The sequence below is a fragment of the Marinitoga sp. 1197 genome, assembly GCF_001021165.1.
Lineage (GTDB): Bacteria > Thermotogota > Thermotogae > Petrotogales > Petrotogaceae > Marinitoga.
The window spans coordinates 26,263-39,923 of record NZ_AZAY01000034.1 but is presented as its reverse complement, the minus strand read 5'-3'; the positions used below and the strand labels follow the sequence as shown (position 1 = coordinate 39,923).

The 13,661-nt window shown below is 25.8% G+C and carries 15 protein-coding genes; 2 read left to right on the top strand and 13 right to left on the bottom strand.

From position 1 onward, the window contains the following. Positions 1 to 11 precede the first annotated feature (11 nt). The 4 genes from X275_RS08820 to X275_RS08805 are packed head-to-tail and all read right to left on the bottom strand — an operon-like array spanning position 12 to position 3,785. Positions 12 to 1,199 (bottom strand): UDP-2,3-diacylglucosamine hydrolase, encoded by a 1,188-nt coding sequence (locus X275_RS08820; protein WP_156168751.1) that lies wholly within the window; start codon positions 1,197 to 1,199, stop codon positions 12 to 14. After that, positions 1,183 to 1,575: a MazG nucleotide pyrophosphohydrolase domain-containing protein gene (locus X275_RS08815; protein ID WP_047268484.1), complete on the bottom strand. Its 393-nt coding sequence runs from the start codon at positions 1,573 to 1,575 to the stop codon at positions 1,183 to 1,185. Before X275_RS08815 ends, X275_RS08820 begins: the two co-directional genes overlap by 17 nt. A gap of 11 nt (positions 1,576 to 1,586) precedes the next feature. Continuing rightward, positions 1,587 to 2,489 (bottom strand): ABC transporter substrate-binding protein, encoded by a 903-nt coding sequence (locus X275_RS08810; RefSeq protein ID WP_052913787.1) that lies wholly within the window; start codon positions 2,487 to 2,489, stop codon positions 1,587 to 1,589. A 24-nt stretch (positions 2,490 to 2,513) separates the two neighbouring features. Then, positions 2,514 to 3,785, bottom strand: coding sequence for a hypothetical protein (locus tag X275_RS08805; RefSeq protein ID WP_047268462.1), 1,272 nt, complete (start codon positions 3,783 to 3,785; stop codon positions 2,514 to 2,516). A 69-nt stretch (positions 3,786 to 3,854) separates the two neighbouring features. On the opposite strand from X275_RS08805, the gene X275_RS08800 reads away from it, so the two are divergent. Continuing rightward, positions 3,855 to 4,985: an MFS transporter gene (locus X275_RS08800; protein WP_047266241.1), complete on the top strand. Its 1,131-nt coding sequence runs from the start codon at positions 3,855 to 3,857 to the stop codon at positions 4,983 to 4,985. Here X275_RS08800 and X275_RS08795 read toward each other — a convergent pair. The 6 genes from X275_RS08795 to X275_RS08780 form a co-directional block, all read right to left on the bottom strand. Next, positions 4,968 to 5,738, bottom strand: coding sequence for a shikimate dehydrogenase family protein (locus X275_RS08795; RefSeq protein WP_047268461.1), 771 nt, complete (start codon positions 5,736 to 5,738; stop codon positions 4,968 to 4,970). The two genes, X275_RS08800 and X275_RS08795, sit on opposite strands and share 18 nt — an antisense overlap. Positions 5,739 to 6,066: 328 nt before the next feature. After that, positions 6,067 to 6,768, bottom strand: a complete 702-nt coding sequence (locus X275_RS08790) for a DUF3226 domain-containing protein (RefSeq protein ID WP_047268460.1) — start codon at positions 6,766 to 6,768, stop codon at positions 6,067 to 6,069. Then, on the bottom strand, positions 6,768 to 7,880 hold the full coding sequence (locus X275_RS08785) for an AAA family ATPase (RefSeq protein WP_047268459.1): 1,113 nt from the start codon (positions 7,878 to 7,880) through the stop codon (positions 6,768 to 6,770). The genes X275_RS08790 and X275_RS08785 overlap by 1 nt, the downstream gene beginning before the upstream one ends. 67 nt (positions 7,881 to 7,947) lie before the next feature. Then, the gene (locus X275_RS11550) at positions 7,948 to 8,091 is read right to left on the bottom strand and encodes a hypothetical protein (protein ID WP_156168749.1); all 144 of its coding nucleotides are present in this window, start codon (positions 8,089 to 8,091) and stop codon (positions 7,948 to 7,950) included. 946 nt (positions 8,092 to 9,037) lie between these two features. Then, complete coding sequence (locus X275_RS11545) at positions 9,038 to 9,208, bottom strand: AAA family ATPase (RefSeq protein ID WP_156168747.1); 171 nt, start codon at positions 9,206 to 9,208, stop codon at positions 9,038 to 9,040. Positions 9,209 to 9,420: 212 nt separating this feature from the next. Further along, complete coding sequence (locus X275_RS08780) at positions 9,421 to 9,699, bottom strand: AAA family ATPase (protein WP_052913785.1); 279 nt, start codon at positions 9,697 to 9,699, stop codon at positions 9,421 to 9,423. A gap of 376 nt (positions 9,700 to 10,075) precedes the next feature. Here X275_RS08780 and X275_RS08775 point away from each other — a divergent pair, with 376 nt between their 5' ends. Further along, the gene (locus X275_RS08775) at positions 10,076 to 10,402 is read left to right on the top strand and encodes a transposase (protein ID WP_156168743.1); all 327 of its coding nucleotides are present in this window, start codon (positions 10,076 to 10,078) and stop codon (positions 10,400 to 10,402) included. Positions 10,403 to 10,514: 112 nt separating this feature from the next. Here the strand turns inward: X275_RS08775 and X275_RS08770 are convergent, their stop codons facing one another. Genes X275_RS08770 through clpX form a run of 3 tightly spaced genes read right to left on the bottom strand, consistent with a single transcriptional unit; the run spans position 10,515 to position 13,641 of the window. Continuing rightward, positions 10,515 to 11,408: a tRNA dihydrouridine synthase gene (locus tag X275_RS08770; RefSeq protein ID WP_047268457.1), complete on the bottom strand. Its 894-nt coding sequence runs from the start codon at positions 11,406 to 11,408 to the stop codon at positions 10,515 to 10,517. Next, positions 11,402 to 12,406 (bottom strand): tRNA (adenosine(37)-N6)-threonylcarbamoyltransferase complex transferase subunit TsaD, encoded by a 1,005-nt coding sequence (tsaD, locus tag X275_RS08765; protein WP_047268456.1) that lies wholly within the window; start codon positions 12,404 to 12,406, stop codon positions 11,402 to 11,404. The genes X275_RS08770 and tsaD overlap by 7 nt, the downstream gene beginning before the upstream one ends. Next, entirely contained in the window at positions 12,406 to 13,641 is a 1,236-nt protein-coding gene (clpX, locus tag X275_RS08760; protein WP_047268455.1) for an ATP-dependent Clp protease ATP-binding subunit ClpX, read from the bottom strand. The genes tsaD and clpX overlap by 1 nt, the downstream gene beginning before the upstream one ends. Positions 13,642 to 13,661 lie beyond the last annotated feature (20 nt).

Below are 13,661 nucleotides of genomic sequence, written 5' to 3'. Positions count from 1 at the left end.
GCCCTCCTTAATTATATCATATCTTTTATAATAAATTGTGTGTTCAAGCTTTTGTTACTTTCTTTTACTATAAAATAACTTATCTGCGTTCTTTTTAAGAATTTCGTTTTATTTTTTACAGATGTTTTTCTTACTGTATGTTTCCAGCTTCCTAAATTACAATAAAAGGTTTCCCCTATATTGTTTGGAAAAATTTCATATGACGGAATATGAATATGCCCCATTATTATCCCCTGCAATTTTGATGGAATTATAATATCATTATCAGAGTAACCAACACAATATTTTTTAGGAATATATCTACTTTCATATAAGATTTTTTTTACGTTTTTTAACAAATAATTTGTCTTTTTTGCTCCTCTAAAATAATTTATTGTTCTTACGATACTTTCTCCTATTTTTATACCACCTATCTTGTTTACAAATAAATAAGATAAAAAATGTATAAAAGGATAATTTTCTTTCAACCATTCTTTTGATTCTTTAGATCGAACAAATTTAACAAACATATCAATCCATTTATACTCAAGATCAAGTCTTATAGAATATTTATTTCTAATTTCTTCAAGCCATAAAAAGATATCCATTTTGGGTTCTATATTATCATAATCCATTAAAATTTCGTCTGGTAATACTGTTAGAATTTCATTATCAAAATATTTTGATATGAATTTTTCCATTAGTTCACCATATGGAGGTAGTATTTTCCCATTTTTAGTTAATGTTAATCTATTGAGAGGATCAAATTGATTTCCATGTATTATAAATAATTCCCAGGTTTCATCATAGTAATATGGATGAACTTCAACATTTTCACCTAAAAAATTTTTAAAATAATTTTTCATTTTTTCATCTAACAAAAGATAATAATCATGATTTCCAACAATATAATGTATGGTATTTCTCTTTGCAAATTTTCTAAATGCATCTATTAAATTTTGATGTTTTTCTTCTATTTCGTTAAATATATATTGAAAATCAAAACTTTTAATTATATCTCTAACATCATTTGTTTTTATATTATTTTCGTAAGATTGCAAAATTTCAAATCCGTCTCCTACAATATACAACTCATTATTTGAATCTGTATTTAAGTTTTCTAAAATTTTGATTAACTCAATATCATATTTAAAATCATCTTTTTTGTTTCCATTACCTATATGCAAATCACTTAAATACAACTTAACCAATATTATCACCTGTTTTTTCTGCATTTTTTCTTTCTAACCATATTTTTGCTGCCTCTTCGCGAGAAATACTTTCTTTCCAGAATAACCATGGCTTTCTGTTGGATATTTTATTAACTACACGTTTTATAACTTTATCTGAAGATATGTTATAATCCCTTTCAGCAATTTTTAATATCAAAAAAGCATCATAAATTAGATCACCTAATTCTTCTTCAAGATTATCAATATCTTCACTTAGCAAAGCCTCTTCAATTTCTTTTATCTCAGAAGAGGCTTCATTTATCATAGTATTTAAATTTATTGATTTTACCCATGGACATTTCTCAATGTTTCTTTGAACAATATCGCATAATTTTTTGAATTCTTTTAAAAACTCTTTTTTCATAAATCTACTCCTCAATAATCTAGATATAAATCCTCTGGTATTTTTGATATTGCACCATATTCATAAAGATTTTTTAGATAAATATTTGTTATATTTTTTATATCATTTGTATAAAAAATTTTAGATCTCGAAGCGGCTTTTTGCAAAACTATTTTTGGCATAGTCTGCATAATATTATATACATAATTTAAAGCCTGTTCAAAATTGTTTTTATAAAATTCATTTGCTGACGTTTTATAACCATCTAAAACCCTTTTTACAAAATTTGGATTTTCTTTAAATTTTTTATTTGAAACAAAAATTCCTGCAATTGGTAATTTTTCATCCTTTAAATTAAATAATGATGCATAAACTTTTTGAAAATCCATTTGAACTTTTATTTTTCCTTTTGTCTTAACTTCTGCAAGAGATACAAAAGGTTCTGGTAACACAGCTATATTCTCTTTTCCAGAAGCTAATAACTGTATTATCTCTGGACCACTTGTTACATATACAATTTCAAAATCAATTTTCTTAATTTTTTTTATTATTTTTAAAATAACATCCGCCGTTTGTCCTGGCCCATGAAGAGTTATTATTCTTTTTCCTTTTAAATCTTCTATATTTTTTATCTCTTCAGAAGAAATTAAATAAAATGTTTTCCATAGTGAAATACCTGCTAATTTATATTTTGCACCTTTATTTATTAATTCAACACCTAAAGCTACAGGTAACACTATAAAATCTGCCTGTTCTTTTAACACCAATGTTTGTGCCTGATCTATATTTCTCCAATAAGATGTTTGTAACGTTGGAATTTTATTGATATATAACCCAGCTGCAGGCAATAAAGTTGGACCTAAAGGGTTGTAAAAAGTACCAGCAAATAATATTAAACTTGAAAATAAAACAAGTATTAAAAAAAGTTTTTTCATATAAATTCCTCCTTTTATTGAAATTCAAAATAATTTCTCTGTAATCTTTTTTGTGTAATTAAATATATTTGATTTAATGTATATTGTTATCTCTATATTATTCCCATAAGTATTTAGAGGATATTTGTTTAATATATATATATTTCCTTCTTTTATCAAATATTTTTTTAGTTTATCCCCGATTAAAATTTCCGTTTTATTTGATTTTATTATTATTTTTTTTATTTCAATATTTTCTGCCAGATTTGTGTTTCCGTCCTGTATAGAAAACTCCAGATAAATTGAATCAGTAATTTTCTTTTCTATAAATATTATTTTTCTTGGAACACTAAAAATATTTATTTCAAGATTACCTTTCAATTTTTTATTATTATAAAAAAATTCAACAATATATTTTCCAGGTGAAACATTAGAATTTATATTAATTTTACCATCATATATTTGGATTTTTGGAGTTAATATATTATTTGATACTATTTTATAGGAAACTTCCTTATTTTTCGTAACATTGTCAAATCTATCTAAAAGCCTGTACGTTATCTTGGTCATTTTTGGAGGAAAATGTATATTATTATCATAATATGTGGCTAAATTTAAAATTCTTTTTTCAAATTCGATTTTTTCAGGTGATCCGGGTATTATCTCAAAGGTTAAATCCTTTATCTTATTATCTATTTTAAGTGCAAACCTATACTTTCCTGGCTTTGTAATATTGTACAATATTAATTCATAATTTTTATTATTAATTTTCTTTAATGTATTTTTAACATAAGGGAAAATTGAAATATTTTCAATATTCTTTATTATCTTATTTTTAAATTTATCAACATAATATAATTGAAAAGGTATCTTTATTACATCTGTTGCAAAAAAAGTTTTCTGAGGTATTCTTAAAACCAGATCTTCAGACTTTTCAGGTAATATTCTTATAGTTAAAGATGTCGATATTTTTGAATGAAAAAAGGTTATAGTATATGTCCCAGATTTTGTAAAATTATTAAAATCCAGGTAATTTTTATAAAGTTTTATAGTAGCTTCTTCAGTTTCTGGAAAAATTTTTATTTTATCTATTACTTCAGATGGTGTTGCTGCATAAGAATTGCTAATATAAACTTTAAATGGTTCTCTAAATCTTTTTGAAGCTATATATATGTTTTTTTCAACTGAAATATTGAAAATTTTTTTTGACTCTATAATTTCAGAAACATTTTTTTTGTTAAAATTAAAAAAAGAGCAACTTTGAAGGATCATTAATAATAAAAAAAATATTAAAATAACATATTTTTTTATAGACATATTGCACCTCCAACATTTATCTGCTATAATATTATACAATAAAAATTTAATTTTTAAAAGGAGGTTGAAATGACACAAAAAAAATTGCAAATATTTATTTTTATTAACATTTTTTTATTATCCATAATCGTTAATTCAATTCCACCTTTAATGACAACATTACAGGAAAGTTTTAATATGTCCGTTGGAATTTCTTCCTTTATTCCTTTTTCCAGAACTGTTGGTAATATGATAATTTCATTTTTTGGCGCATTTATTATTGCTATATTGGGACTCAGAAGCAGTCTTGTTATAGGGGTGGGATTTGAAGTTTTAGGAACAGCATTATTCATTTTTTCAAATAATGCATATATTCTTATATTATCAATGTTTTTTTTAGGAGCTGCTATGGGGCAAAGTATCCTAGCATTAATTTCAATGTTTGATCATCTCGATGAAAAATATCAAAAATATGGTATGTTTCATGCTTTTTTTGGTTTTGGAGGAATTTCTGGTCCTCTTTTTATATCCTATGTTTTAAAAAATAATATGAATTATAAAATACCTTTTATTTTTTATCTATTAATATCAATACTTATAGAAATTTTTATGCTGGTGAAAAAAGTTCCAGAAAATGTTAAATATAAAGCTTTTAAATTAACTGAAGCAATTGATATACTGGGAAGAAAATTTATTATTTATATGCTATTGATATTCACATTGTATTCAGGCACAGAAATCGGGGTTATAAACTGGGGAGCAAATTTATTTAATGATTACTTTCATTTTTCAAAAGAACAAGCTTCTATTTTCATAAGCTTTTTCTGGATAACATTTACCTTTGGAAGATTAATTACGGATAGATTATATAAAAAATTGGAAATGAAAATAACGGTATTATTTGTTTTATTTTCTATAATCGACTTAATATTAATTTTTATTTCCGGAAAATATTCTCCTTATTTTTTCTCACTACTTGGATTTTTATTGGGGCCAATTTTTCCTGCAACACAGAAATATTTAAATGCAAATTTATCTCATAGAGAGGTTGGGCTGATTTCAGGTATGGTTTCTTTAAGTATAGGCATTGGAGCTGCAGTAATAGTCCCTTTTATGGGATTCTTAGGAGACTATTCAATAATATATGGTTATATAGTCCCAATTATTTCCATGATTTTTGTATTAATTATATCTTCAGGAATATTAAAAATTAAAAATTAAATCAAAAATTTCTTTATTATATAAACCCCATATTTTTAAATTTTCTATTGCCTGATAATACCACATTTTTCTCCCATTTATAACCTTTATTTGCGCTTTTTCAAAAACTTTTTGAAGAGGCGTATGAATATATATCACATCATATACAAGCTTTAAATTTTTATTTAAATCAATAGGAATACTCTCTCCGAACATTCCTATTGATGTGGTGTTTATAAATATAGATGTTTTATATATTTCATCATTTAATTTATCAAAAGGCTTAACTCTTATATTTATTTTTTTATCAAATAATTTTTTTAATTTTATAGCCTTTTCATACGTTCTATTTATCAAAACTAATCTATCTATTCCAAGCTTATATAAACCATATAAAACAGCCTTAGATGCTCCTCCTGCACCCAAAACGAGTATATTTCCATTTAAATCTTCATTTTTTATGGAATTTAAAAAACCTACCCAGTCTGTATTATATCCTCTATTGTTATATATTGTATTTACTGCACCAAGAAATGTTGCATCATCAGATGGATTTATATATTTAAAAATTTTTTCTTTATAAGGAATTGTAATGTTAAGCCCATAATAATTTGATATTATTGTATTTATTTTTTTATCAAAATCTTCTGGTTTAATATTGATTCCTTCATATATCGCATGTATATCCATATATGTGAAATATTTATTATATATTTTTTCTGACAAACTTATTTTTTTTGGATATTGTACAATACCGAATTTTAATTCAATCACCCCTTTTTACTGATTTATAGTTATTTTATATTTTTGATGGACTTTCAAAATTTATTTTTATAAACCTTATGTTTCTTCTAAAATATATTCAAAATCCTCTATTACATTTGAATATATTATCAACTATCCTTCAGCCAGCCCGGCTTCACCCCCTGGGCAATGCAGATATCTTTACTTTGATTTATTTTATCCATCTCATTTTTTTATGGTGATATAATAATTTTTTATAAAATAATTTCATCATGATCGGTATTAATATATTTCTCATCCATATATGTAATTTTACTTAATTGAGTGACAGAAAGCGAACCGTATTTTTTCAATCTTTTTATTTAAATATTTTCGAATATACTCTATTAAACTTATCAAGTTCTTCCCAATTTATCTGTTTCATTTTTTCAGTCAATTTGTCAAGGCTCCATTCTGGAGACAAAATCGACAAAACACATCCAAGTTTCGCTTTATCTTTAAGTCTTTCATTATTACGAAATTCTTTATTTTTTTTACTTATATTATCTACACAAACTTCTAATTCATCAACAATATAATCATATTTATCTTTCAAAGAATTTATCACAAATCTTTCCATTGCTCCATTCGATTCAGGTGGAATGACAAGAAGAAAAAAATCTACATCTACTTCATCAAACATTTGATTAGAAATACTCATTTTTTCCCATGTATTAATATTGCTAATCTTGTTATTAAACATATTTAGCAAATCTCTCTCCGAATCCTCATCTCTATCAATCATAATAACTATTTTATTAATTAACTTTTGTTTATCTCTAACTTGAGATATATATTCTTTTACTTTTTCAAAAAAACTAAAAATTCTTGTTTTTCCACCCACAGAAACTATTGTAATATTATTTTCTTGATTCGACAAATTAATCTGAAATTGATTTTTCTCTAATTGGATTGTAAAAAATTCAGACCTTTTTTGATATTTATAATTTTCTTTCTTTTCTAAATGAAAACCTATAAGATGTTTATCTGTATTTCCCTCACAAATTATAAGTATATTCATCATCTCAACTCCAGATGAAATTCTTTAATATTTCTAAGTGCCTCAACTCCATTTAATTTTAATATTTTTAACTTACCTTCATATTCCTTTAGAGTAAAAACTCTTATATTATTCTTTAATATTTCTTCTTTATCTTTTAATGAAGATAAAAATACTTCTATAAATTCCTGATTGTGCGATGTTATGAACAATTGATTTTTATATTCCATACAATAATCATTAAGCGTTTTTGCTAAAATTGGTATAGATTCCGGATGAAACATCGAATCAATTTCTTCTATTAAATGTATGGAATTTTGATACATAACCATATTTCCTAATAAATAATATAATCTTCTAAAGCCATCTCCAAACAAAGAAAGTGGAATCTTTTCATTTCCTATATCTACATAAATTTTAGATGTCCCATCAGGTAAAGGAATATTGTCAATATTTTTAATAGATGGAAAAATTTCTTTCATCTTATCAACAAATTCAAAAAGTTTATTAAATCTTTTAAGGACACCATATATTTTCACTTCACTAAGAGGTTCTCTATGATTTAAAATATCATGATATACTGCAGATTTTAAAATTTCAGCGTTTTCATATTGAGGTGGAAGAACAATATTAAAGCTCTTTTTAATATTTCCATTCTCATTAACTAAATCAATTGTCATCTTACCAAAAAAGGATTTGTTCAATACATTTTCATCTACTTTCAAATTTTTCTCCTCAAATTGTTCCCCAAAAAAAGGTGAAAGTAATGTAGAATATTTGAACTCAAAAAAAGTTTTATTTTCCATTTTATTATTATAAGTTGAAAATATTTCAAACCTTAAAGTATTATTTTTTTTAAACATTTCAAAATAGTTATAAAAAAGGCTTAATATATTTTCACCGAAATCATAAGTTCCTGAAAAATTCCCACTCTGCCGTTTGGGAAAAATGACATTAAAGAAAGCTCCAAGATTTAGCCCTGCTGAATGTGCAAATATTGCTTCAAGCATAGAAGTCTTTCCTGAATTATTACTTCCAAATATTATATTAATATCTGCTAAATCATCAATAATTAATTTTTCAATTCCTCTATAATTTCTAATTTCAATCTTCTTAAATTTTTGATCTTTCAAATTACTCATCCCCTTTTACGAAACATATGCTTTGTCTTAATTATAGCATAAACAGAAAAAAATTTAATCACCATTTGATTTTTTTCATTCGTGTAAAGAAATGAAATTTTCCTATTTTTTCTCTAAATTCCGGGGTCAGACCTAATTCAGAAAAATTTGGTTTCATTCCCATCATCCTTATTATTTCTAGTTGTTGTTTTACTTTCTCCATCTTTGGTATCCTCCTTTCAAAAAAGAAGGATACCATTATTTCTTTATCTTCTTTGTACATTTTTGTTCATTTTTATTTTCCTCTTTTTGTTCTTTTTTATTTTACCATTTACATATGACGATAATGTGTTTCATTCAAAAAAAGGTCGTCCTAGTTCTATGATTTCTGATATTTCTAAATCATGCTGCGCAAGCTGTATGATTTTTTATTTTATAAATTTTTATATATATTTTTATGTTTATTTTTCTTATTTGTTTTTGCGAAGCAAAATGCTTTGGTATTATTAAGTCTAATTCAAATAATACTAATGATTCTGTTGCTTTAGAGAAAAAACTTAAATATTATGAACAATCGTTATGATTGTCTTCTTCTTGAAAAAGAGCTTCTTATTAAAATGCAAGAGGATGAAATTAATTTTTTGAAAAAAAACGACAACAACAAAGAAAGTAACTTTTATTGGAGATTTACTGCTTATTACATGATGCTTTGCATCATGGTATTTTGATTTTTTTATTTTAATAATTATATTCCATAAACTCGCTTTTCTTCGAAAAGCTGTTTATGTTCAAAGAGAATTTGTTGAATATATTTCTTTTAACGATATCGATGATGTTTATAATTATTATATTTCCTATATTTATTTTTATAATCATTTTTGCTTCACAAAAAAATAATTTTGATTTTTATAATAATTTTTAATGCTATTCATATTTTAAAATAACTATATAGTCTGTTTATAAGTAATATCTATTTATTATACTATTTTATTTTTTCGCTTTTCGAAGAAAAGCTGCAAAAGGTCTTTAAAGTATCTTACTTCTGATTTCGTTTTTTATCTTTTTAATGATAATTTTTTTGACGAAGTCAAAAACGACTTTCCTTTTTTTTACTTTTTTTATTTTATATGGTTATTTCTGTGAAAAAATGAGTTTTTCTTATTTTTTGTCTAATTTTTGGAGGTCAAGCCGCCCAATATATTACCTATGAATATTATAAATTTTTTATAATATCCTTTTAAATATGATTGCTGTATTGGTGTGTCGTATTCGTCTATTAATAATATCGCTTTTTTGCCGTAATGTTTGTAGAGGTATTGCGATAGTTTTTTTAATGCCATTTCAAATAATGTATCTTCTTTTGCTATTTTATGTATATCCTTTTATTTCTTCTAATTCTAATATTTGTCTTATATATTTTTTTCTAATTCGTTGAGTTTTTCGCTATTTATTAAATATAGATGTTCGGAATATAAATTTCTTATTAAACTTTTTATTTCTATTTTCATTGATAATTGTTCTTCTTTTTTTGCATCTTTAAATGCTAAATAAATTACAGGAAATTTATTAAATACTTTTCTATTATCTCTTTTTCTTTGTATATTTTTAAGTTTTTATATAGATGTTTGTTATCTTGATCGTTTCTGAAGAAGTATTTTAACATGCTCATGTTTAATGTTTTTCCAAATCTCCTTGGCCGGGTTATTAGTATTACTCTACCCCCTGTTATTATTTCTTTTGTTAACATGCTTTTATCTATATAGTATGCATTATCTTCTATTACTGTTTTAAAATCACTGTCTCCTATTGGCAATCGTTTCAATTTTTTCATTTTTTCATCTCCTACAGTGAAATTATATACCATCTTCAAAAAATCTAAAACCCTATTGTTTACAATACTTTCATATTATCTTTTTAAGAGGTTTGCCTCCCTGGTGTATAATATAATTAGTTAAATTATCGTTTAATTCGGTAAAATTAAACTATACACTTTTACAGGGGAGGTCAAACCATAAGTAATAATCCTAAACAATTTTATCTCGATTTTGTCTATGATGAATATATGAAATCTAATTCTTCTTTTGCTTATATCCTTACCATTTTTGATTATATTGACTGGTCTCTTGTTCCTGAAATTTTAAATCATGCTGCACAAGCAGAATGATTTAATTTAATTTTCTTTAATTTATAATTTTTATTCTTAACTTTTGCGAAGCAATGTTTCTGGTGTTGGTAGAACTGGTTATTCTCCTGTTTCTATGATTAAAGCTATTTTAATTAAAATTATTAAAAATCTTAATTCTACTTCTGATCTTATTGATGAACTTTATTCTAATCCTTATTTAGCCCAAGCTATTGGTTTTGATCCTATTAGAAATTATGTTCCTGATGAATCTACTTTTTCTATGTTTAGAAAATCTTTTGATATTAATATTATTTACCTTCTTATTACTGATCTTTTGTTTAAAGGTATGAAATTATATCATATTTACCTTTCATCAAAAAAATGCCGGAATTATCCGGCAATTTACTAAAAAATATATATTCTATTTTGTAAATGTATTTACGCAAATGATACTTTTGCATTTTTATTATACTTTAAAAATTCATTAAATAATAATATTAAACTGTTATCTTAAAACTTTCTCAAAAAATATACATATCAATTACCCTTTTTAAATCGCAATATGTGTTTATATGCGGTACTTGTTTCCGTATTTCACGAGCATTTTTCATTCCTTTTGTATAACCAATAAAAATTTTTTTAAATTTTCTTATTGCTTTTTTTTCACCATATTCATCAATCATTATTGAAATATGTTTTAATATAATATCTTTTAATTCTTCTATGTCCGGTTTTTGGTTTGAAAATATCCAAGGATTTCCTATACTTCCTCTCGCAATTACAACAAAATCTACTCCAAATTTTTCCATTAATATTTTAACATCCTCATAAGTGTATATATCCCCGCTGGCACCAAGAGGAATTTCACATACTCGTTTTAAATCTTTAAATCTTTTCCAATTTGCTTTTCCAGAATATAGCTGTTTTTGTGTTCTAGCATGAACAATGACATAATCTGCTTTATTTTTCTGTACAACTTCTATAATTTTTTCAGCTATATCTTCATCAAAACCTAATCTAACTTTAATTCCAACAGGAATATTCACACTTTCCTTTAATTTTTTTATTATCTCACCTAATTTATCTAAATCTTTTAAAAGCGCTGATCCAGCACCCTTTTTTACCACTTTTTTTACAGGACATCCTGCATTGACGTCTATCCAATTTCCAGAATGTTGGACCATTTGTCCAGCTTTGACAAAGTTTTCAATATTAGAACCAAATAACTGTATACCAATATTTTTTTCATTTTTTTTCGGTAACATTTGAAAACTTTCCTGTTTATTTCTGATAAGAGCTTCTACACTAATCATCTCAGTAAATGTAAATTCTGCACCATATTTTCTGCAAATTTCCCTATATGCAAAATCTGTATAATCCGCCATAGGGGCCAGACCAACTTTTCCAATTAACATATATCTTTCAACCCCAAATTCGGAATTGCATCTAAATTTAAATCTGCAAATTTATTTCTTATATATTTTTCATATCCAGCTCTTGCTATCATTAATGCATTGTCCGTACACAAATTTAATGGAGGAAAGTATATATTCAATTTTTTACTTTTTTCTTTTTCTGTTTTTATTTTTTCTCTTAAATAACTATTCGCGGCAACTCCACCAGCAATTATAATATCATTTATTTTAAACTCTTTTGAAGCTTTAATTGTTTTATGTATAAGCGTATCAATTAATGATTTTTGAAAAGATGCTGCAACATCCTCTATTTTAAAATTTTTATTTTGTTTTATAAAATATAATAACGATGTCTTCAATCCGCTAAATGAAAAATCATAACCTTTATTATACAATGGTTTTGGAAAATCATATACAGGCTTTCCGTTTTTAGCGAGTTCATCAATTTTTGGGCCACCTGGATAGCCAAGCTTCAACATTCGAGCTACCTTATCAAAAGCTTCACCAGCTGCATCATCTATAGTTTGTCCTATAATTTCAAAATGCAAATAATCTTTTGCTAATAATATCATTGTATGACCACCTGATACCAGAAGAATTAAAAAAGGCGGCTTCAATTCTGGAAAAGCTATAAAATTTGCATAAATATGCCCATATAAATGATTAACGCCTATTAATGGCTTATTTAAATTTAAAGCAAGCCCCTTTGCAAAATTTAAACCTATAAGCAAAGCCCCGACTAATCCGGGGCCATATGTAACAGCTACTGCAGATATTTTATCAGGCTCTATTTCTGCTTCTTCAAATGCTTTTTTAGTTAACTGATTTAAATAATTTAAATGTTTTCGTGAAGCAATTTCTGGAACAACTCCTCCAAAAATTTTATGTATATCAATTTGAGATACAACAAGATTTGATAAAACTTTATTTTTTCCTTTTAATATTGCTACTGCCGTTTCATCGCATGATGTTTCTATTGAAAAAATTATAGGTTCCATTATGCACTCTCCCGCTCTATTATTACAGGATCTTTTTCTTTTTTTACTACCTTTTCATCAATAATAATTTTTTCTACAATACCTTTTTTACTTGGCGCTTCAAACATAATATCCAGCATAACATCTTCAAACACACTTTTAAGTGCTCTTGCACCTGTTCCCTTTTTTAAAGCTAACTTAGCTAATTCCAATAATGCATCATCTGTAAATTCCAATTCAATTCCATCTAATTCAAGCATTTTTTTATATTGTTTTAAAATTGCATTTTTAGGCTCTTTGATAATTTTTACCAGATCTTCTGCACTTAAATCCCCTAATGTTGTCACAACTGGAAATCTTCCAACAAATTCCGGTATCAATCCATAATGCACAAGATCATCCTGAGTAACGTTTTTCAATATTTCTCCCAATTCCATATATTTTTTTCCTTTTATATCTGTACCAAACCCCATTGTTGTCGTTAAAATTCTTTGTTTTATTATTTCATCAAGACCATCAAATGCTCCACCAGCTATAAATAATATATTTGACGTATCAACCTTAATAAACTCTTGATATGGGTGTTTTCTTCCACCTTGAGGCGGGACATTTGCAATCGTTCCTTCAACTATCTTTAACAAAGCCTGTTGAACTCCTTCACCTGAAACATCTCTTGTTATCGATGGATTGGGTGATTTCCTTGTTATCTTGTCTATTTCATCTATATATATAATTCCCATCTGAGCTTTTTTAGGATCAAAATTAGCTGATTGCAATAATCTCAATATAATATTTTCAACATCCTCACCAACATAACCAGCTTCTGTTAAAGGTGTCGCATCAGCAATGGCAAAAGGTACTCCCAATATCTTTGCTAAAACCCTTGCCATGAGAGTTTTACCTGTACCTGTTGGGCCTATCATCAATACATTTGATTTTTCTATTTCAACATCATCGTGTGTATTGCCATAAAATACTCTTTTATAATGGTTATAAACAGCTACAGCCAGAGTTTTTTTTGCCTGTTCCTGCCCTATTACATATTTATCCAATTCTTCTTTAATTTCCGCTGGTGTGGGTAATTTTTTATCTTTTTTTACAGTTTCTTTTTTGCTATTTTCTTTCACATATTCTTCTTCTATTAAATCAGAAAATAATTCTATACATTCATTACATATATATACTCCTGGTCCAGCTATTAATGTTTCAACCTTACTGGCAGGCCTTCCACAAAATGAGCAATGCTTTTCTTTCATGTCAATTCCTCCTATGAAAA

Coding starts and splice junctions, on each gene's coding strand:
- X275_RS11545 (WP_156168747.1), bottom strand. CDS start 9,208: ATGGCATTAAAAAAACTATCGCAATACCTCTACAAACATTACGGCAAA.
- X275_RS08815 (WP_047268484.1), bottom strand. CDS start 1,575: ATGAAAAAAGAGTTTTTAAAAGAATTCAAAAAATTATGCGATATTGTT.
- X275_RS11550 (WP_156168749.1), bottom strand. CDS start 8,091: ATGGAGAAAGTAAAACAACAACTAGAAATAATAAGGATGATGGGAATG.
- X275_RS08805 (WP_047268462.1), bottom strand. CDS start 3,785: ATGTCTATAAAAAAATATGTTATTTTAATATTTTTTTTATTATTAATG.
- X275_RS08790 (WP_047268460.1), bottom strand. CDS start 6,768: ATGAATATACTTATAATTTGTGAGGGAAATACAGATAAACATCTTATA.
- X275_RS08770 (WP_047268457.1), bottom strand. CDS start 11,408: ATGTTAATTGGAAAAGTTGGTCTGGCCCCTATGGCGGATTATACAGAT.
- clpX (WP_047268455.1), bottom strand. CDS start 13,641: ATGAAAGAAAAGCATTGCTCATTTTGTGGAAGGCCTGCCAGTAAGGTT.
- tsaD (WP_047268456.1), bottom strand. CDS start 12,406: ATGGAACCTATAATTTTTTCAATAGAAACATCATGCGATGAAACGGCA.
- X275_RS08780 (WP_052913785.1), bottom strand. CDS start 9,699: ATGAAAAAATTGAAACGATTGCCAATAGGAGACAGTGATTTTAAAACA.
- X275_RS08810 (WP_052913787.1), bottom strand. CDS start 2,489: ATGAAAAAACTTTTTTTAATACTTGTTTTATTTTCAAGTTTAATATTA.
- X275_RS08800 (WP_047266241.1), top strand. CDS start 3,855: ATGACACAAAAAAAATTGCAAATATTTATTTTTATTAACATTTTTTTA.